Here is an 18,482-nt window from a genome sequence, read left to right as displayed (position 1 = left end):
GTGCCGGGTTTATTTTTGCCTGCGGTTTTTGTCAGGAGGCTTGAGCCGCCAGCAGCTGCGCATCCTTGGCGATGAGCAGTTGGTTCAAGTCTTTCCCCGTGTTGAGGACCTCGATTTCAGCCAGCAGGTGTGGGTGTTTATCCAGAAGGCGCATTAACGTGAGCAACGGTTCCGACGGAAAAATTTCAGCCCGTTCGTAGCGTGAAAATGCATGGTGCCCGCGGACGGTGAAGAGCCTCACCGCATCTTTTTGTGTGAGGTGCAGTTTGCGGCGGATTCGCTTTATTTCGGCGGCGATGATTTTGCGCGCGTCGATCAACAGCAGATCAGAGGCCTTGCAATAACACTCTGCACTGTCGTCGTGATCGAATTCAACTTCATGGCAGACCTCGCATTCCCAGCCTGCAATGTCGGGGATATCTCGAACCATTCCCCGCGTGTTGATCGTGAAGGTGCGACCTTCGAAATGCTGCATTGCGTCATGGGTTCCGCAGCTCATGCATTGCTGGGGTCTCATAGGGTTTTCTCCTTGAAGGAGATTACGGGAGGACCACCGCCTGGGCGGTCAATGACCTTGATGTAAATCGCCGTGCCGTAAATCTTGATCAGGTAGACGTCCTGCCATACCCGATGGTCTGCATAGGTCGTCATCGATTTGTGCAACATTCGGCGCTCAAGGGCGCAGACCACCTGTTGCATATGGTCGGGGCTCAGCTCCTTTTCCTGCTTAAGAACCGCAGTGCGTTGCCTTTGTAGGCAACTCCGAATAGGCTGTAGGAAAATTCATCCTATGATTGGACGAAAGCTTAAAGCCCATGACAGACATCGCCCCCTTGATCAAACGCTCCCTGGTCGACCAGGCCCTGGAGCAGCTGCGCCTGCGCATCAGCCAAGGCGTGTGGGCCATTGGTGAGCGCCTGCCCACCGAGCCCGAGCTGTCTGCCGAGTTGGGCATCAGCCGCAATACCGTGCGTGAGGCCATGCGTGTGCTGGCGTTTTCCGGGTTGATTGAGATCCGCCAGGGTGACGGCAGTTACCTGCGCTCGATGACCGACCCGCTGGGCACGATGCGCGCGTTGTCTCACTGCACCCTGGAGCAGGCGCAAGAGACCCGGCAGATTCTGGAAGTGGAGGCGATCAGCCTGGCCGCGTTGCGCCGCACCGACGAAGACCTCAAAAGGTTGCGCGAGGCCCTCGACGCCAGCGCCGCGCTGTACCACGGCGATCTGGAGGCCTATATCAGCGCCGACCTGATCTTCCACAAACACTTGGTGGACGCCGCGCACAACCCGGCGCTGAGCGAGTTGTACCAGTACTTTTCCGCCATCGTCGGCGCCCAGTTGCGCCAGACCTTGAACATCACTCCGCGCCGCCAGGCAGTGTTCGACCTGCATATCGCCTTGCTCGAAGCCGTCGAAAAACAAGACCCGGAACGCGCCAAATCCCTCTGCCGGCAGTTGATCAATGAACCCTGAAACCAAACTCGAAGAACTGTTGATCGACGCCGAAGCCGACGACGAAGTGGTGCAACACACCCCACCCGCCATGAGCCGCCCATGGTTGCTGATCCTGGGGCTGGTCCTGGTGGCAATGAACCTGCGCCCGGCGTTGTCGAGCCTGTCACCGTTGCTCAATGACGTATCGGCCAGCCTGGGCTTGTCGGCGGCCAAGGCCGGCCTGCTGACCACCTTGCCGGTGATGTGCCTGGGTTTGTTCGCACCACTGGCGCCGATCCTGGCTCGGCGTTTTGGCGCCGAGCGGGTGGTGCTGGGGATTTTGCTGACGCTGGCCGGCGGTATCATCCTGCGCAGTTCGTTCGGCGAGGCCGGGCTGTTCACCGGCAGCCTGATCGCCGGCGCCAGCATCGGCATCATCGGCGTGCTGCTGCCGGGCATCGTCAAGCGTGATTTCGCCAAACAGGCGGGCACCATGACCGGCGTGTACACCATGGCGCTGTGCCTGGGCGCGGCGCTGGCGGCGGGGGCCACGGTGCCGTTGAGCCACGCGTTCGGTAACAGCTGGAATATCGGCCTGGGGTTCTGGATCGTGCCCGCGCTGATCGCGGCGTTGTTCTGGTTGCCACAGGTGGGGCAGAAACAGGGTGCCCATCAAGTGGCGTACAAGGTCAAAGGGCTGCTGCGCGATCCGCTGGCCTGGCAAGTGACCTTGTACATGGGCCTGCAATCGTCCCTGGCCTACATCGTGTTCGGCTGGGTGCCGTCGATCCTGATCAGCCGTGGCCTGAGCGCCACCGAAGCCGGCTTGCTGCTGTCCGGTTCGATCATCGTGCAACTGCTCAGCGCCCTGACCGCGCCGTGGCTGGCGACCCGGGGCAAGGACCAGCGGCTGGCCATCGTCGTGGTGATGCTGCTCACCCTTGGCGGGTTGTTTGGCTGCCTGTTTGCGCCATTGGACGGGTTGTGGGGCTGGGCCATTCTGCTGGGCTTGGGCCAGGGCGGTACGTTCAGCCTGGCGCTGACCCTGATCGTGCTGCGCTCGCGGGATTCCCACGTGGCCGCCAACCTGTCAGGCATGGCGCAGGGCATTGGCTACACGCTGGCGTCCATGGGCCCGTTGGCGGTGGGTGTGCTGCATGACTGGACCGGTGGCTGGGGTGCCACCGGCTGGGTGTTCGGCGTGATCGGGCTGGGCGCGATCATCGCCGGGTTGGGGGCCGGTCGTGCCCTGTATGTGGGGGTGACCAGCGAGAGGGTTTAGAGATAGCGCACGGTCAGGGTGACCGAGCCATCCAGCGGCACTTCGTTGGTCAGGGTCAGGCCTTGGGAGGGAGCGATGGCACCGGCCACTTGCAGGTCGGTGACCAGGCGTTGTACCGGCACCGGGGCCAGTGTGTTCATGTCGGCGAAGCTGGTCAGGCCGTCATCCACCAGAGCACTTTCGCGCTCCCAGGTGACACCGCCGTCGAAAGAGGCAATGCCGCGGACGTTGACGTCATCCGCAACAGGCCCCGACATCGCGACCGTGAAGTAGCCCAGTTTCTCAGTGTCATTGATCAAGCCAAGACCGAAGTTGTAGTAGTCCTGGTTCGATTCCGAGCCGGCTCGGTTGTCCTTGAGCGCGACGGCAAACAGCGTGGAGGCATCGCAGGTCACGGTCATTTGCAGGTTCTGCCTGGGCAGGTAGGTCGGCTGGTCGGGGCGCAGGTCCTTGGCCGACAGCTTGCCGAAATCGACCACGCCGCCATTGTTCAGTGCCGGCGCGCAGGCGCTGGGCGTAATGCTGCCCTGGACGCTCAGGTCGACACTGGAGGCCGCGAGAGCCTGGCCGGTGCTCGCCAGCAGCGCGGCGACCAACAGGTTACGAGTGATGCTCATGGTGTTGCTCCTACAGGGTTGGGGAAAAAACGCGAATTACAGGTACACAACTTCCAACGTGGCTGACCCGTCCATCGGCGTTTCCACGCTGAGGTCCAGGTTCTGCCGGGCGTTGATCGTGGCTTCCAGCTTCAGGGTGCTGGTCAGCGTCTGGATGGCCGACGGGCCGGCGGTGCTGCCGACCACGTCGGTGAAACCGAGCAGGCTGCGCGAGCCGACATCGATGGGATTGAGGTTGGCCATGCGCCAGGCCAGTCCGCCGGTGGTGGATTCGGTGCCGTACACCACGGCCAGGTCATCGACCACGGTTTGCCTGGGGTCGAAGCTCACTGAATAAACGCCGATTTTGTTGCCGCTGGTGTCCAGGCCCAGGCCGTAGAAAATCTCGCTGTTGACGTGGGCCGTGCCGTCGCGGTTGTCGCGCATGCGCAGGGCGAAGCGGCCGGGCGCGTTGCAGTTGACGGTGAGGGTCAGGTACTTGTGGGGCAGGCGCGTGCCATTGGTGAGGTTGAGGTCATTGCGCGAGATCTTGCCGAAGTCGACCAGCCCGCCGCCGGACAGCAGTGGCGTGCAGGCCATGGGCGTGATCAGGCCGGTGACAGCCAGGTCGACAGTGGACACGGCGTGAGCGGTGCCCGACGACAATGCCAAGGCAATCAGAAGGTGCTTCATGGGAGGGCTCCTAGAGGTAGTTGAGTTCGAGGGTGGCGGCGCCGTCGAGGCGCACTTCGCTGCCCAGGTCCAGCGTGCCCAGTGGTGCAATCACCGCTTCCAGGCTCGTGGTGGTGCTGAGTTGTTGAATCGGCACGGGGCCGCTGGTGTTGCCGGCGCTGGTGCTGAAACCCAGGAAACGGCTGGCGCCAATCGCCAACGGGTTGGCGCTCGCGCTGCTCCAGGGGGCGGTGCCGGTGGGGGAGTCGGTTCGATAAAGCCCTGGGAAACTGTCGGCGGTGGTGCGCGCAGGGTCGAAGACCAATCGGTAGCGGCCGATTTTTTGTTGCTGCGCGTCGAGTCCCAGGCCGTAGGTCGTGTCGTCTCCCGGACCGGTGGCCGAGCCTTGGCGGTTATCCTGCAGGCGCAGGCTGAACGCGGTCGGTGCGTCGCAGGCCACGCTGACCACCAGTGGTCGCGGGGACAGGGCCGTCTCTTTGTCGGCGTTCAGGTCCATTACCGACAACTTGCCGAACGCCACTGTGCCGCCGTTGGACAGGCTAGGGGTGCAGGCCGCAGGGGCGAAGCGGGCTTGCAGGCGCAACTCCCGCGAGCGTCCCGTGTGGACGGCATCGACCACGCCGCTGGTGTCCCAGGTAACGGTATCGCTGACGCGCAGGGCGTCTTGCCGGGCCCAGGCGCTGACCTCCAGTTGCAACGACAAGCTGCGCCCGATGACCGGTACGCCGGCACGCATCGGCACGATGCCGTGTTCAGGACGCCAGCGCAGGGTTGTTGCGCTGCTCACTGGCGGCTGGCCGCTGCCGGGAACCAGGCCCAACTCCACCGGTTGGCCGTCGAGCAGTGCGTCGCTGGCCCGCAGGCTGTAGCTGCCACGGCCGGTGAATTGGAAGCGCTCGGTGCCGGCTGCCAACCCGCGATAGAACAGGCTCAAGTCAGTGGGCGTGGGGCAGTTCAGTGTCAGGCTCAGGCGCCGCTCGCCCAACAGGTGCTCGGCTGCGGCTATCGGCGACACCGCCCGGTTCACCAGGCCGAAATCCACGGCGGTTTCGCTCAGGTTCAACTGGCACTCATCCATGCCCCAGGCATTTGCGCCCAGCAACAGGCTGGCGGACAACAAGGCAGGTTTCAGGCCCATGGTTAAGTTCCTCATGGTTGGCACCGCGCCGGTGCGGTTTCGTAATACACCTCGGGATCGCCTCGTTCGGGCAAGTCGAAGTCCAGGCGGCAACGGGGCCGGCCGGGGGCGCTGACCCACAGTTCGCGACGGTCCAGCACGTCCGGCAGGAACACTTGGCTGCCTTCCTGAACCAGGGTCACGAACTCGCCGTCGGCGGTGCTGATGGCGGCGCCACGAGGCAGGGGTTGTCCATTGGCGTCGGTCACGTTCAGCAGCGCGCGGCGTGTGAGGGCCACGCCGAACTTGACGTTGTCTACGGCGCCACGTCCGGCCGACAGCACGGCCAGGCCGTTGCTGATGTCGGCGTTGCGCGGCAGCGAGCGGGTGTGCACTTCCACCGGGCTGCGGCCGTAAGGGCTGAGCTGCGACACCACGGCCTGGCCTTGCCAGTCGGTCCACACCGGGCCACTGGGGGTGCTGACCTTGATGCCGGCCATGTCGCCTACCGACATCAGCGCAAAGGTCTCGCGCACCGGGTAGGGCGAAAACGTCAGCCCATCGCTGTGCAACACCATCCCACCGCGTGCGCCACCTTGATAGCTGGAGCGTTCCTGATTGTTGCGGGTGTAGTTGAAGTCCAACTGGCTGTAATACGGCAACGTCGAGACACCGATGGATGACTCCACCTCACGGTCGCGGCTGTCACGTTCAACGCCTACCTGGTAGCTCAACTGGTCGTTGATTTGTTCGCTGACCCCGGCCCCGATGCGGTGATCGCCTCCGGCATTGCGCGCCCAGGCACGACCGCGGCGGCTCTCGCCCAGGGGCACGCTGATGTTCAGGTACACACTGTCATCGCTCTGCTGGCGGCCGCCCACTTGCCACTCGGCGCTGGCGGACACCGATACACGCCCAAAGCTGGTGCCCCACGACGCCAGCGCGCGGCTGCTGCTCTCACCGGTAAACGAGGACGAGCGTGAAATCCCGGCGCTGAACGCGCCGAGCATCGGGTGTGACCAGGACGCTGTGGCGCTTTGCTGATCGCGATAGCGGGAGCGGCGTTGCTCACGGGTTTCGGTGGTGTAGGTGGAGTCCTCGAGGTCGCGGTAGCCAAGGCTGCGCCAGGAGCCGGCCGTGGTGATGGCCCAACGTTCGCTCAGGCGTTGGGACCACGACAGATCGGTTTGCACGCCCTGCTCGTTACCGTTGCGGGTGGCCTGGGCCACTTGGGATGAGGCCTGGAACTGACTGTCCTGCCACGGCAGCCAGGCCAGGCTGGCACCCGCCGCGCGGTAATCCTCGGCGCCCAGCACACCGGCGCCCACGCTGACCTGTGGGTGCAATGCACCGCTCCAGCCGCCGCTGACCACCCAGGGCTCGGCCCCTTCACCGGCACCGAGCTTGCGCACGCGCCCCGCCGCCACCGAGTAACCCGGCGCTGGCAGGCCCAGGCCAAGCATGGCGGCGGGCACGGTGAAGCGACGTTCTTCGCCGCTGCTTTCCTTGACCGTGACTTCCACATCGGAGCGGCTGTTCAAGCGCCGCACATCGGTGAGGGAGAACGGCCCCGCTGGCACCACGGTGGAGTGAATCAACGTGCCGTTCTGACGGATCTCCACCTGGGCCGGGCTGTTGGCGATGCCGGTGATGGTGGCGCCCTGGTTCTGGTCCTGCAGGGCCGTCTCGGTGAGCACCTGGGCCCCGGTGATCTGTGCGCCGGCCAATACCGGGTTGTAGAGGTTGATCTGCCCGGCCTGGAACACCGCTTGCTGTTCGGCAAAGGTGCGCTGGGCGTAGGCGTCCAGGTGGGTGGTGCGCGACACCTTGTCTTGCCAGGTGCGTACCTGGCGACTGCGCACGATCCAGTCGCCGGCGTTGAAACCGACCTCGGTGTTGGCCGAGCCGAAACGGCTGGTGTCGTCGCCGAACTCGTTGTACAGGCCGCTCAGGTCATAGTTGAGCAGCCCGGCGAACCCGCCAGTCTGGTAGCCGGACACATCGCGCACGGTCGGGCGCAGCGCCTCGGTGGGCACGACCAGCGACAGGCTGAGGGTGGCCGGGTCCTGCTCGATCACGGTCTGTGGGTAGGCCTCGAGAAAAGCATGGCATTCGCCATCGTCGGCCGGCACGCGCAAGTGGCCCGCATCCAGCAGGGCCTGGTTGAAGCACAGCACGCCCTGCCCGTTGAACACCACATCGACCCGCCCACGTCGCTGGCCGTTCACGTTGAGGTTCAGGGCATGGCGCCCGGCCGTGAAGCGCGGGGCTTCCAGCAACAGGTTGGCCAATTGCGGGTCAATCCCGCGTTGGGCCAAGGTTTGCGGGTCGAACGAGCCGGCGCCTTCATCGGCAAGGGCGGCAGCCGTTGGCAGCACGGTGCCCAGGCTCAGCGCAACGCCCGCCAGCCATTTGCGCGCCCGGGGTGATGAAACACCAGGCACGGCTTCGCCGTCGCGATCAGTCATAACTGTGCTCACAAGTCGTACTCGAATAAGTGGAGGCAGGCCCGCGTCAATCCTTCGCGACGGGAGAGCTCCTGGTGGCCTTCAATGGGAGGCCACTTCGTTATCAGGGCGCCGGCATTGGGCCCGCCGGCGCTGCGATCAAAGGGTGATCGGTGCTTCGTAAGGCGCCACCGCAAACCCGTAGACGGTGGCCGGTTGCATCTGCACGGTGCTGGCCTGGGCTTGGCTGGCGGCCACGCTCAAGGTCTCGCCGGGCAGCACATAGGTGCGCGGCAGCAAGGCCGAGCCTTTGCCGGGCAGCAAGGTCAATTCCTGAGCCAGGCGGACCACGTAGGGCGTCGGGTTATTCACACTCAGTTGCTGGTTCTTCAGGCTCCAGACCAAGCCGGTCCAGGGCGTGCGATTCGGTGCGAGCCCCTTGGGATGCAGGATCACCGGCAGGTTCTGGCGCACGGTGACCCCGACTCGCGCATGCCCGGCCTGGCCTTCTGTGCGGCCTTGGGGCATGCCTTCGAAGATCACCCGTTTCAAGCGCTGGGTGGTCAGGGGGGTGGCCGATTGCAGGATGAAACGGATCAACTGGCTCTTGGACGGCTCGACCCGTGTCAGCGGCGGCGTGACAAACAGCAGCGGCGCCGTGTCTTCAGGAATGTCTTCGAGGGTGACGTGCAGCAAGGCGAGCTTGGTGTCGGTGTTGGTCACCGACACCGAGGCTTCACCATCGGCCTCGTTGACGATCACCACCGACGTGTCCGGGACCATGCCATCGGCGAGCACAAGGGTGGGGCCCCACAACGTCAGCGCCAGCGCGGCGAGGTAGAGGCCGGCATAGCGAACCAGGTTGAACACCCGTGTAATTATTTTGGCAACGCAAGGGAAGGGGAGCATGACTACAGATACCTCAGGTCTAGCACGATGGAGCCGTCCAACGGCACCTCTTGGTCGAGGGTCAGGTAGGCGGCGGCGTTGATCGACGTTTTGATTTCCAGCTTGGCGGTGAGCACGCTGTGCGGGTCCGGCACCAGCGTGCCGGGGTGCGCAAAGCCCATGTAGTTGTCCGGGTAGGCGTTGGTTTCGGGAAACCAGGTCAGGCCTCGATTGCTGGAGGCCAGCACAATGGCGCGTTGGCCATCGCCCACCGCTTCGCGAATGGCCAGGGCCACCGAGCCCAGGCGTTCAGCCGGGGCATGGACGTTGTTGCCCAAGCCGTAATAGAAGCCAGGGCCCACGGAGGAGTCGGCACGGTTATCCACACCGACCAGCACGAACAGCACGGGCTGGTTGCAGGTGACGTTCATGTCCAGTGTGCGCAGGGGCAGTTCGGTGAACTCGTACTGATTGAGCGAGCGGGCCGGCACCCGCCCATGGTCGACGATGCCGCTGGGCGACAGGACCAGCGTGCAGGCACTCGGGGTGACGCTGCCGGTCAATGTCACGTCGACCTTCGAGGCACACAGGGCGGAGGTGGCGGTCAGGCAGAGACCGAGCGTCATCAAGCGGCGTGAGAGCGTGTTCATGGTCGATGTTGGAACCGTGTTGAGGGACATCCGTGAGTGCGGCGCTGGGCGCAACCCGGGAAGGCTGCGCCCGTTTTCCATTACAGGTATTTGACGGTCAGGGTCGTCGAACCGTTGATCGGCACTTCCTCGGTCAGGGTCAGGCTGTTGGCCGGGGCGATGTAGGGGATGATGACCACATCGGTGACCAGCGACTGCACCGGCACCGGGGCGATGGCGGTGGTATTGGCCACGGAGGTTATGCCGTTGTTGGTCAGGTACATGTAGCGGGTCCAGGTCAGGCCGCCGTCACTGGAGGAAATGGGCCCCAGTTCCGTGCCATCTCCGACCGGCGATTGCAGGTACATCTGGAAGGCACCGAGTTTTTCGCTGCCATTGACCAGTCCCAGGCCAAAGTTCCTATCATCGGGTAACGAAGCCGACCCGGCACGATTGTCCTTGGGTTCGATTGCTACCAGTGTTGCCGCGTCGCAGGTGACGGTCATTCGCACGGTCTGGTCGGGCAAGCGGGTGGGGCTGTCGGCATTGAGGTCCTTGGCCGAAATCTTGCCGATCTCCACATTGCCGCCGCCGGACAGCTCCGGCTCGCAGGCTTTTGGGGTGATTATTCCACGCACGGTCAGGTCCACGCTGGAGGCGGCCAGGGCAGTGCCGGTCCCGGTGAGCAGCAGGGTGGCGATCAGGGCATTCAGGGCTTTCATGGTGTTGCTCCTTTCAAGGCAAGCAGAGGGAAAAGGGTCACAAGTACTTGAGTTGCAGCGTGGCCTGGCCGTCCAGTGGCACCTCATCAAGAAGGGTCAGGTCGGTAGCGGGCACGATGATGGTGAATGCGCGCAGCCGGGCATTCAGGGTTTTCAGGGCGATGGGCGTGTTGGGGCCGTCGAGGGCGGCAAACGAGGTCAGTGCTTCATGCCCCAGGTAGATCGAAGCGGACCAGTTGGCGCCGCCGTTGCTTGAGGTGATGACCTTGACCGGTTTGTCATCGGCCACCGGGTCGAACAGCGAGAACGCCACGCTGCCCAGTTTTTCTTTTTCGGCGGTCATGCCCAGGCCGTGGTGCCTCGGGTTGATGGCAGAGGTGCCCGCGCGGTTATCCACGGTGGTCAAGGTGAAAAAGGTCTCTCCCTCGCACTGCACTTCAAAGCGCATCTCGGCCGCATCGAGCAACGTGGGGGAGCTGGGTTGCAGGTCCTTGGAGGTCATCTTGCCGTGGTCGATCACGCCACCGTTTGACAGTACGGACGTGCAGGCTCTGGGGGTGATGGTCCCGGAGACGCTCAGGTCCGTACTGCTGGCAGCGAACGCGCCAGGCGCAAGGGCGGCTAGCAGGAAGGCGAGGGTGGGTCTATCCATGGGCACAAGTCCTTGTAAGGTAGGGTTGAGGGTGAGGCACTACAGGTAAATCAGGTCCAGCGTGGCTGAGCCGTCCAGTGGCACCTCGCGATCCAGGGTCAGGCCCTGGGCCGGTGCGATCAGCGTGCTGACACGTATTTGCACACGCAGCGCTTGGATCGGCAGCGGGCTCCAGACGCCGGAAGAAGCGTCCCCGAACGCGGCCAGTCGTAGCGGCGGCAAGGCGACGTTGTCTTCAACCACGCTCCAGCTTTGGCCGTTGTCTGATGACTGCAATTGAGTGATGGGCGCGTTCTCTGCCAAGGGGGTATGCAAGGTGGTGTGGAACACACCGAGCCGCTCGCTGGCGTTGATCAGGCCGAGCCCGAAACCGTAGGGCTCGGCCGCGCTGGAGCCGGCACGGTTATCGGTGAGCCTCAGGGCAAACAGGGTCGGGGCCTGGCAGTTGACGGCCGCAGGCAGCTGGGTGAGCGGCAACGGGGTGAAGGACTCGCGGTTCAGATCGCGGGCGGCGATCTTGCCGTAGTCGACTAGACCCTCTTGGGCCAGGCTCGGTTTGCACGCGCTGGGGGTGATGTTGCCGCGTACTGCCAGGTCGACGTTGCTGGCGGCGAACGCTGCGGGGGCCAGGTTGAGCACGAGGCCGAACGTGCTGCAACGGCACAGCGTTGAGGCCTTCATAGGTAGCGCAACTCGAACGTGGCGGACCCGTCCAGGGGAATGGTTTCGCCTGCCGGGATCTGGCTTTTTGGAAAAATGTAGGGCTGGACAATCAGGTCCAGCGCTACATCTGTCAGGGAGACGGGGGCGCGTGTGCCGGAAGTCTGATTGCCGAAAGCACTGAGTGTATTAGCCGGTACCTGCCGTTCGGAGTTGTAGATCCAGGTCGAGCCGTTATCCAGGGAGTAGATCGGGTAGGCGCTGGGGTCGTCGGTGACCACGTTTTCCATGGTCAGGAAATACGTGGCGATCCAGTTTGTCGGGCTGATCCGCCCCAGTACGAAGGAGGCGGCGGGGCCCGCCATGGAGGATCGATTGTCCTGGGCGTTCAACGCGAACAAGCTCGAACCTTCGCAATTGACCGCCAACTTGAAGAGGGTCCTGGGCAGTTCGGTGACCTCGGTCGGGTCCAGGTCCTGGGTCGAGATCTTGCCGTAGTCCACCAGCCCGCCGTTGCTCAGGCTAGGCCTACAAGCGCTCGGGGTAATGGCACCTTTGACCGAAAGGTCCACGGAGCTAGCGGCCAGCGCCGTACTGGCGTGGGCGATCAGCAGGGCTCCGGCCAGGGCGGCGAGAGAGTCTTTCATCACAGTCGGTATTCCTATGCACGGATCAGGGGCAGAGCGGCGCGGTGAAGTTGCCCATGGGTTTTATGGTTGTGGTGGGCACGCGTCGCTTTAAGGGAAAGCGGGGAGGAATTTATCGCCGGGCGGGAGAGGCGGAAATGCAACTATTACGAATGACAGGGTGGCAATGACAAAAGGGGGTTGTTTAAGCAGAAAGCCTGATTTTCGAAGGCGATCGGCTGATTTATCGTAGTTTTTGTATCGTCGCCCTGCATGCATTCGGATATTTTGCGCCCGTCTTGATTGCTTGTACCCAACCCGCACGGGTTCAGGTGATCGTCCTTAATTACGCAAAGTCAGGGTGAGTTGATCGCTCTCATTGAGGGCAGCATGCCTGGCCACTTTTCAAACCGACGTTCGCCGACAATAGCGCCTGAAGCCCGGGTGCTGGTGGTGGATGACCACTGCACTTACCGCCTGTTGCTTGGCTCACTGCTTGAAAAACTCGCGGTGGCCTACCAGTGCTGTTGTGATGGGCAGCAAGCCCTGCACGCCTTGGCGACCGAACATTTCGACCTGGTGATCAGCGACTGCCGCATGCCGGTGATGGATGGCTATACCCTCACCCGTGAACTGCGCCGCCGCGAACAGGCGGCGGGCCGCCCCCCTGCCATCGTGCTGGGCTTGAGCGGCAGCCTGGGGCCGGAAGAAATTCGCCAGTGCGTGGCTTGCGGCATGGACGGCTGGTTGATCAAACCCATCGGCTTTGCGCAATTGCGTGAGGTGCTGCGCTGCTGGCTGCCGCCAGAGCCTGCGGGCATCGTCGAGAGGGAGGTGGGCACTGTCCGAACCGGTCGTCGCAGCTTTCCCAATCGTGCCAGCCTGATCGATGCCTTCGGTTCCTGGGATGTGGTGGAGCCGATGCTGTTCAGTCTTATCCAGGAAGCGCATGCAGACCTGGCGGTGCTGGTTCATGCCCAGGCCGACCTGGATGCCAGGCTGGCCGCACAGTGCTTGCATCGCTTGGTAGGCAGCGTGGCATTCCTGGGGGAAACCGGCCTGGAGGCCGGCGCTGCGGATCTGATCGAGCGTGTGCAATTGACGGGCATGGCACTGAACCGGCCGGTGTTGGATGAGTTTCGCCATGAAGTGGAATGGTATTTGAACTACTTGGCTCAACTTTGAAGGAATATATCCTCTAACTATGTAGTACTTTTCCTTATGTAATTTCTCTTATTTATGTAGGAAGTAGTGAGGGCCTTATTAAGTGTGGGGTTTGACGCACTAAGAGCGTTTTATTTCTGGTTGTTGCAGAAACATGATCGCGGTATTTTGGCGGTCTCAAATTGCCATCATGGAAAAACCGATGATTCGCATCATTATTGCTGACGATCACCCTATTGTTCGCGTGGGCCAGAAAGTGGTGATCGAGGCGAGTGGCAAGTGCAAGGTCGTGGGGGAGGCCGACGGGCCTGACCAACTCCTGGAGTTGGTCGGCCGAATACCCTGCGACGTGATCGTGACTGATTTTGCCATGCCCGGTAATCAGCAAGCGGATGGGTATGGCTTGCTGGGACTGTTGAACCGCCAATACCCCGATGTACCGGTGATCCTGGTGACCATGTTTGCCAATATCGCGACCCTGCGTGCAGCCTTCAGCCACGGCGCTCGGGGGATTATCGCCAAGAGTGCGTCTGCCCGGGAATTGCCCCAGGCCTTGACCGCTGTGGTGCAAGGGCGTGAGTTTGTCAGTGAGTGCCTGCGTGTGCAGTTGGACCAGGCATGCCTGGCCCAGCCGACCCAGGCACCCAAGTTGTCGGGCAAGGAGCAAGAGGTCGTGCGCATGCTCGCCAGCGGGATGACAGTCAGCCAGATTGCCGCGCGGGTCAATCGCAGTATTTCAACTATCAGCAAACAGAAGAGCACGGCAATGCACCGGTTATGTATATCAACCGATGTAGATTTGTTTACCTATGCGCGAGATGCCGGGATGGTGCCTTAGTTGGGGCTTGGTAAATAAGTTTGGCGTGATGACAGCACTTTTACTCTGTTGAGCCTGAATAACTTCAGGGCGACGGTATGGCCCAGCTATTTATCGAGCCTGTAGTTGCTCAAAGTTGGCGTGGCGGGGTCGATAAGGCAGGGGGACTTTCAAAGGTACCTGAGCGGTTAGCTGATTGATGCCTGTCGAAGGGGTGTAACTCGGACCTCACCCCTTTCATTGACGTAGCAAATGTACATGGCATTGCGCCCATGGGCAGACTATCGTGCAACCCGGATAACAATAGCGCCCGGAGCCTGCCCATGAGTGATGCCCACACCGCCCTGATCAACCGTTTCTACCAGGCCTTCCAGCGCCTTGACGCCGAGGCCATGGCCGCCTGCTACACCGACGATGTGGTGTTCAGCGACCCCGCCTTCGGCCCATTGCATGGGCGTGATGCTGGCGACATGTGGCGCATGCTCACCACGCGCGCCAAGGACTTCTCCCTGACCTTCGACAACGTGCGCAGCGATGAGCGCAGCGGCGGTGCACATTGGGTCGCCACGTACCTGTTCAGCGCCACCGGTAACACGGTGGTCAACGATATCCAGGCGCGCTTTGTGTTTCGCGACGGCAAGATCTGTGAACACCACGACAGCTTTGACCTGTGGCGCTGGTCGCGTCAGGCGCTGGGCACCAAAGGTTTGTTGCTGGGCTGGACGCCGCTGGTGAAAAACGCCGTGCGTAGCCAGGCCCTGCGTGGTTTGAAGGCGTTCCAGGCCAGTCGTTGATAAGCTGGGCGCTCTTCTGGTTTTGCCGGCTCGACCTGTGACTGAAACTTCTGAACCCAAACCCTGGTTTGTCTACCTGGTACGCGCCGCCAACGGCTCGTTGTACTGCGGCATCAGCAATGACCCGGTGCGCCGTTTTGCCATGCACCAGCGTGGCAAGGGCGCGCGGTTCTTCCTGTCCAGCCCCGCCGTGGCGCTGGTGTACACCGAGCAGTGCGCGAGCAAGGGCGAGGCGTTGCGCCAGGAACGGTTGATCAAGAAGTTGAAGAAGAGCGCCAAGGAGTGCCTGGCGGCGAGCAGCCCATTGATTTGACTGATGGGTTCCCATCGTCCCCAATCGGTGTGTTGCAGGCTAAGCTAGCGGCTCACTTATCGAGCGGAGCCTGGTATGTCTGAGTTGATTCTTCACCACTACCCCCAGTCCCCTTTTGCTGAAAAAGCCCGCCTGTTGCTGGGCTTCAAAGGCTTGTCCTGGCGCTCGGTGCATATCGCGCCGGTGATGCCCAAGCCGGACCTGATGCCCCTGACCGGTGGCTACCGCAAGACCCCGGTGCTGCAAGTGGGCGCCGATATCTACTGCGACACGGCCTTGATCGCCCGGCGTCTGGAACAGGAAAAAGCCGCCCCGACCCTGTTTCCCCAAGGCCAGGAATTGACCACCCAAGGCTTTGCCGCCTGGGCGGATTCGCTGGTGTTTTCCCATGCCGTTGCGCTGGTGTTCCAGCCCGAGTCCCTGGCGGTCAAATTTGCCAAGGTGCCGCCGGAAATGATCCAGGTGCTGGTCGCCGACCGCAAAAAGCTGTTCAGCGGTGGCACGGCGGCGCGGGTGCAACTGGAACAAGCCCTGCATCAGTGGCCGGCGATCATCAGCCGCATCAATCAGCAATTGCAGCATCAGGCGGGGGATTTTCTGTTCGGCGAACCTTCGATTGCCGACTTCTCCCTGGCCCACCCGTTGTGGTTCCTCAAGGGCTCTTCGGTGACCGCGCCGTTGGTGGATGCCTATCCCGCCGTAGCAGCCTGGCTGGATCGCGTGTTGGGCTTTGGCCATGGCACGTCCACCCCGATGAGCGCCGAGCAAGCCCTGGACGTCGCGCGCAATGCGAGCCCGGCCGTGCTGCCGGATGAGGTTTTCGACGACTTGAACGGCTTCAAGGTCGGGCAGCAGGTGACCATTTCGGCGACCGACTACGGCACCGACCCGGTGGCGGGCGAGCTGCTGTTTGCCGGGCGTGAAGAGCTGATCCTGCGCCGTATCGATGAGCGTGCCGGCACCGTGCATGTGCATTTCCCCCGCATGGGTTTTTGCATTCAGGCGCAATAAACAAATTTTTTTGCAAAGAGCAGTGAGGTAAATCGCCAGCCCATCCGTGTAGTGCTTGAAACTGCGATCTATTCGCATTAACAGCGTTTTCTACACGGGTTCTCACAGCATGAAGTCGATGGCGGGCGGTTTGGTTAAACAGTGGCTGGGAGCCTCGGTATTGGCGGTTTCGGGGTTGGCGTTGCTGCCCTTGGGCATTGCACAGGCGCAGGAGCAGCAAAGCACCCAGTTCAACTTTGCCCTGGCAGCCAAACCGCTGCCCCAGGCCTTGAGCGACTTCAGCCGGGTCACTGGCATCAGCGTGATCTACACCGATGAGGCGCCCTACGGCCTCAGCGCCCCCGCCGTCAGCGGCCAGATGAGTGCGACCCAGGCCCTGCAACGCCTGCTGGGCAAGTCCGGCTTTACCTTCCGTCAGATCGATGCCCGTACCCTGGCCCTGGAGCCGGTGCCCACCGACGGCGCCCTCAACCTCGGCGCCACCACCATCAGCGGGGCCAGCCAGGTCCAAGACAGCACCAGCTATCAGCCGCCGCCCACCAGTTCGGTGATGCGCTCCCACGGCCTGCTGCTGGAAACTCCGCAAACCGTCAACGTGGTGCCGGCCCAGGTCCTGCGTGACCAGACCCCGCGCAACCTGGACGATGCCCTAGGCAATATCAGCGGCATTACCCAGGCCAATACCCTGGCCAGTACCCAGGACGCGGTGATGCTGCGCGGCTTTGGCGACAACCGTAACGGTTCGATCATGCAGGACGGCATGCCCATCGTGCAGGGACGTGCTCTGAACTCCACGGCCGAACGCGTCGAAGTGCTCAAGGGCCCGGCGTCATTGTTGTACGGCATCCAGGACCCGGGCGGCGTGGTCAATATCGTCAGCAAGAAGCCTGAACTGGTGCAGTCCACCTCGTTGACCGCACGCGGCTCGACCTTTGGTGATGGCAAGAACGGCAGCGGCGGCAACCTCGACACCACCGGCCCGATTGGGGACAGCGGCTTGGCCTATCGCCTGATCGTCGACCATGAAGACGAAGATTACTGGCGCAACTTCGGCACCCACCGCGAGACGCTGGTGGCGCCGTCCCTGGCCTGGTACGGCGACACCACCAAAGTGGTGTTTGCCTACGAGCACCGCGAATTCCTCTCGCCGTTCGACCGTGGCACCGCCATCGACCCCAAGACCAACCACCCGCTGGATATCCCTGCGACCCGTCGCCTGGATGAGCCGTTCAACAACATGGAGGGCCGCTCCGACCTGTACCGCCTGGAAGTCGATCATGACCTGAACGACGACTGGAAAGCCCACTTCGGCTACAGCTGGAACCGCGAGACCTACGACGCCAGCCAAGTGCGCATCGTGACCGTGAACCCCAACGGCACCTTGACGCGCAGCATGGACGGCACCGGGGGCGCGTTGACCACTGACCGTTTCTCCACGTTCAGCCTGGAAGGCAAGGTCAACGTGGCCGGCATGCAGCATGACCTGGTGTTTGGCCTGGATGACGAGTACCGCAAGATCTATCGCGCGGACCTGATTCGCCAGGCACAACGCAGTGCGTTCAGCTACCTCAACCCGGTGTATGGCCGCGATGTGGAAGGCACCACCGTCAGCGCCAAGGACAGTGCCCAGACCGACTTGCTGCGCAGCGATTCGCTGTTCTTCCAGGACGCGATCCACCTGACCGACAAATGGATTCTGGTGGGCGGCGCGCGCTACCAGATGTACGATCAATACGCGGGCAAAGGCGTGCCGTTCACCGCCAACACCAACGGTAACGGCCAGGCCTGGGTGCCGCGTGCCGGCCTGGTGTATCGCTACACCGACGAGCTGTCGTTCTACGGCAGCTACACCGAATCGTTCAAACCCAACTCCACCATTGCGGCCCTGGCCGATGGCAGCAAGTTGACGGGCGACCTGACGCCGGAGAAATCCAAGTCCTGGGAACTGGGCGCCAAGCTCGATATGCCGGGGCGCATCACCGCGAGCGCGGCGCTGTTCAACATTGAAAAACGCAACGTGCTGGTCTCAGTCGGCTCTGGCGCAAACACCATCTACAGCATCGCTGGCCAGGTGCGTTCCCGTGGCCTGGAACTGGACGCCACCGGCCAGTTGACCGACCAATGGAGCCTGATCGGCAGCTACGCCTACACCGATGCCCTGGACACCAAGGACAAGGACCCGACCCTGGAAGGCAACCGCCTGCAGAACGTTGCGAAGAACACCGCTTCGCTCTCGGCGGTGTATGACTTCGGCAATGTTTTTGGTGGCGACCAACTGCGCGTGGGCGCCGGCGCTCGCTATGTGGGCGAGCGCGCCGGCGATGCGGCCAACGACTTCACCCTGCCGGGCTACACCGTGGCGGACGCGTTTGCGACCTACGACACCAAGATCGAAGGGCAGAAGGTCAAGTTCCAGCTCAACGTGAAGAACATGTTCGACCGCGTCTACTACGCCTCGGCGGCGAGCCGGGTGTTTGTGTCCTTGGGCGATGCGCGCCAGGTGTCGGTCTCCAGCACGTTGACGTTCTGACGGCCCTGTGGCGAGGGCGCTTGCTCCCGCTGGGCTGCGCAGCAGCCTGAACCGGAGACAAGCCCACTCGCCACAAAGGAACGGAGCTGTTAGCGTTGCCGCCAT

General features: G+C 62.7%; 19 protein-coding genes and 1 pseudogene. 8 read left to right on the top strand and 12 right to left on the bottom strand.

Going from position 1 to position 18,482, the window contains the following annotated elements:
• Positions 1-31: 31 nt before the first annotated feature.
• Positions 32-517 (bottom strand): type II toxin-antitoxin system MqsA family antitoxin, encoded by a 486-nt coding sequence (locus M2394_RS06200; protein WP_259171910.1) that lies wholly within the window; start codon positions 515-517, stop codon positions 32-34.
• Positions 514-714 (bottom strand): annotated as a pseudogene (locus M2394_RS06195) (type II toxin-antitoxin system MqsR family toxin); the annotation flags it as partial. The gene M2394_RS06200 and the pseudogene M2394_RS06195, both read right to left, overlap by 4 nt.
• A gap of 101 nt (positions 715-815) precedes the next feature.
• Between M2394_RS06195 and M2394_RS06190 the strand changes: the two are divergent.
• Both M2394_RS06190 and M2394_RS06185 read left to right on the top strand, forming a co-directional pair.
• Positions 816-1,475, top strand: a complete 660-nt coding sequence (locus tag M2394_RS06190; protein ID WP_178922845.1) for a FadR/GntR family transcriptional regulator — start codon at positions 816-818, stop codon at positions 1,473-1,475.
• The gene (locus tag M2394_RS06185) at positions 1,465-2,718 is read left to right on the top strand and encodes a CynX/NimT family MFS transporter (protein ID WP_178922847.1); all 1,254 of its coding nucleotides are present in this window, start codon (positions 1,465-1,467) and stop codon (positions 2,716-2,718) included. The genes M2394_RS06190 and M2394_RS06185 overlap by 11 nt, the downstream gene beginning before the upstream one ends.
• Here the strand turns inward: M2394_RS06185 and M2394_RS06180 are convergent.
• From M2394_RS06180 to M2394_RS06135, 10 genes are all read right to left on the bottom strand, one after another.
• Positions 2,715-3,335, bottom strand: a complete 621-nt coding sequence (locus tag M2394_RS06180; protein WP_259171908.1) for a DUF1120 domain-containing protein — start codon at positions 3,333-3,335, stop codon at positions 2,715-2,717. The genes M2394_RS06185 and M2394_RS06180 overlap by 4 nt on opposite strands.
• Before the next feature lie 36 nt (positions 3,336-3,371).
• Positions 3,372-4,007: a DUF1120 domain-containing protein gene (locus tag M2394_RS06175; protein WP_178922851.1), complete on the bottom strand. Its 636-nt coding sequence runs from the start codon at positions 4,005-4,007 to the stop codon at positions 3,372-3,374.
• A gap of 10 nt (positions 4,008-4,017) precedes the next feature.
• Complete coding sequence (locus M2394_RS06170; RefSeq protein WP_259171906.1) at positions 4,018-5,145, bottom strand: DUF1120 domain-containing protein; 1,128 nt, start codon at positions 5,143-5,145, stop codon at positions 4,018-4,020.
• Between the two features lie 11 nt (positions 5,146-5,156).
• Positions 5,157-7,592 (bottom strand): fimbria/pilus outer membrane usher protein, encoded by a 2,436-nt coding sequence (locus M2394_RS06165; RefSeq protein ID WP_259171905.1) that lies wholly within the window; start codon positions 7,590-7,592, stop codon positions 5,157-5,159.
• Between the two features lie 138 nt (positions 7,593-7,730).
• Positions 7,731-8,441: a fimbria/pilus chaperone family protein gene (locus tag M2394_RS06160; protein WP_259171904.1), complete on the bottom strand. Its 711-nt coding sequence runs from the start codon at positions 8,439-8,441 to the stop codon at positions 7,731-7,733.
• A gap of 41 nt (positions 8,442-8,482) precedes the next feature.
• Positions 8,483-9,109: a DUF1120 domain-containing protein gene (locus M2394_RS06155; protein WP_178922859.1), complete on the bottom strand. Its 627-nt coding sequence runs from the start codon at positions 9,107-9,109 to the stop codon at positions 8,483-8,485.
• Positions 9,110-9,189: 80 nt separating this feature from the next.
• Positions 9,190-9,810, bottom strand: a complete 621-nt coding sequence (locus M2394_RS06150; protein ID WP_259171903.1) for a DUF1120 domain-containing protein — start codon at positions 9,808-9,810, stop codon at positions 9,190-9,192.
• Positions 9,811-9,847: 37 nt separating this feature from the next.
• Entirely contained in the window at positions 9,848-10,462 is a 615-nt protein-coding gene (locus tag M2394_RS06145; RefSeq protein ID WP_259171902.1) for a DUF1120 domain-containing protein, read from the bottom strand.
• Positions 10,463-10,501: 39 nt separating this feature from the next.
• Positions 10,502-11,143, bottom strand: coding sequence for a DUF1120 domain-containing protein (locus M2394_RS06140; RefSeq protein ID WP_259171901.1), 642 nt, complete (start codon positions 11,141-11,143; stop codon positions 10,502-10,504).
• Positions 11,140-11,769 (bottom strand): DUF1120 domain-containing protein, encoded by a 630-nt coding sequence (locus M2394_RS06135; RefSeq protein ID WP_178922868.1) that lies wholly within the window; start codon positions 11,767-11,769, stop codon positions 11,140-11,142. Before M2394_RS06135 ends, M2394_RS06140 begins: the two co-directional genes overlap by 4 nt.
• 369 nt (positions 11,770-12,138) lie before the next feature.
• Here M2394_RS06135 and M2394_RS06130 point away from each other — a divergent pair, with 369 nt between their 5' ends.
• The 6 genes from M2394_RS06130 (at position 12,139) to M2394_RS06105 (ending at position 18,377) form a co-directional block, all read left to right on the top strand.
• Positions 12,139-12,933 (top strand): response regulator, encoded by a 795-nt coding sequence (locus tag M2394_RS06130; RefSeq protein WP_259171900.1) that lies wholly within the window; start codon positions 12,139-12,141, stop codon positions 12,931-12,933.
• Between the two features lie 181 nt (positions 12,934-13,114).
• The gene (locus M2394_RS06125; RefSeq protein ID WP_178922872.1) at positions 13,115-13,750 is read left to right on the top strand and encodes a response regulator transcription factor; all 636 of its coding nucleotides are present in this window, start codon (positions 13,115-13,117) and stop codon (positions 13,748-13,750) included.
• 302 nt (positions 13,751-14,052) lie between these two features.
• Positions 14,053-14,523: a nuclear transport factor 2 family protein gene (locus tag M2394_RS06120; RefSeq protein WP_178922874.1), complete on the top strand. Its 471-nt coding sequence runs from the start codon at positions 14,053-14,055 to the stop codon at positions 14,521-14,523.
• A gap of 37 nt (positions 14,524-14,560) precedes the next feature.
• Positions 14,561-14,836, top strand: a complete 276-nt coding sequence (locus tag M2394_RS06115) for a GIY-YIG nuclease family protein (protein WP_178922876.1) — start codon at positions 14,561-14,563, stop codon at positions 14,834-14,836.
• Positions 14,837-14,911: 75 nt separating this feature from the next.
• The gene (locus M2394_RS06110) at positions 14,912-15,847 is read left to right on the top strand and encodes a glutathione S-transferase family protein (RefSeq protein WP_178922878.1); all 936 of its coding nucleotides are present in this window, start codon (positions 14,912-14,914) and stop codon (positions 15,845-15,847) included.
• 109 nt (positions 15,848-15,956) lie between these two features.
• Complete coding sequence (locus M2394_RS06105; RefSeq protein WP_259171899.1) at positions 15,957-18,377, top strand: TonB-dependent receptor; 2,421 nt, start codon at positions 15,957-15,959, stop codon at positions 18,375-18,377.
• Positions 18,378-18,482: the final 105 nt, after the last annotated feature.

It is taken from the genome of Pseudomonas sp. BIGb0164 (assembly GCF_024810135.1).
Lineage (GTDB): Bacteria > Pseudomonadota > Gammaproteobacteria > Pseudomonadales > Pseudomonadaceae > Aquipseudomonas.
The sequence above is the reverse complement of the archived record's forward strand: the minus strand, read 5'-3'. Positions and strand labels throughout refer to the sequence as shown.

Coding starts and splice junctions, on each gene's coding strand:
- M2394_RS06200 (WP_259171910.1), bottom strand. CDS start 517: ATGAGACCCCAGCAATGCATGAGCTGCGGAACCCATGACGCAATGCAG.
- M2394_RS06190 (WP_178922845.1), top strand. CDS start 816: ATGACAGACATCGCCCCCTTGATCAAACGCTCCCTGGTCGACCAGGCC.
- M2394_RS06185 (WP_178922847.1), top strand. CDS start 1,465: ATGAACCCTGAAACCAAACTCGAAGAACTGTTGATCGACGCCGAAGCC.
- M2394_RS06180 (WP_259171908.1), bottom strand. CDS start 3,335: ATGAGCATCACTCGTAACCTGTTGGTCGCCGCGCTGCTGGCGAGCACC.
- M2394_RS06175 (WP_178922851.1), bottom strand. CDS start 4,007: ATGAAGCACCTTCTGATTGCCTTGGCATTGTCGTCGGGCACCGCTCAC.
- M2394_RS06170 (WP_259171906.1), bottom strand. CDS start 5,145: ATGGGCCTGAAACCTGCCTTGTTGTCCGCCAGCCTGTTGCTGGGCGCA.
- M2394_RS06165 (WP_259171905.1), bottom strand. CDS start 7,592: ATGACTGATCGCGACGGCGAAGCCGTGCCTGGTGTTTCATCACCCCGG.
- M2394_RS06155 (WP_178922859.1), bottom strand. CDS start 9,109: ATGAACACGCTCTCACGCCGCTTGATGACGCTCGGTCTCTGCCTGACC.
- M2394_RS06150 (WP_259171903.1), bottom strand. CDS start 9,810: ATGAAAGCCCTGAATGCCCTGATCGCCACCCTGCTGCTCACCGGGACC.
- M2394_RS06145 (WP_259171902.1), bottom strand. CDS start 10,462: ATGGATAGACCCACCCTCGCCTTCCTGCTAGCCGCCCTTGCGCCTGGC.
- M2394_RS06140 (WP_259171901.1), bottom strand. CDS start 11,143: ATGAAGGCCTCAACGCTGTGCCGTTGCAGCACGTTCGGCCTCGTGCTC.
- M2394_RS06135 (WP_178922868.1), bottom strand. CDS start 11,769: ATGAAAGACTCTCTCGCCGCCCTGGCCGGAGCCCTGCTGATCGCCCAC.
- M2394_RS06130 (WP_259171900.1), top strand. CDS start 12,139: ATGCCTGGCCACTTTTCAAACCGACGTTCGCCGACAATAGCGCCTGAA.
- M2394_RS06125 (WP_178922872.1), top strand. CDS start 13,115: ATGATTCGCATCATTATTGCTGACGATCACCCTATTGTTCGCGTGGGC.
- M2394_RS06120 (WP_178922874.1), top strand. CDS start 14,053: ATGAGTGATGCCCACACCGCCCTGATCAACCGTTTCTACCAGGCCTTC.
- M2394_RS06110 (WP_178922878.1), top strand. CDS start 14,912: ATGTCTGAGTTGATTCTTCACCACTACCCCCAGTCCCCTTTTGCTGAA.
- M2394_RS06105 (WP_259171899.1), top strand. CDS start 15,957: ATGAAGTCGATGGCGGGCGGTTTGGTTAAACAGTGGCTGGGAGCCTCG.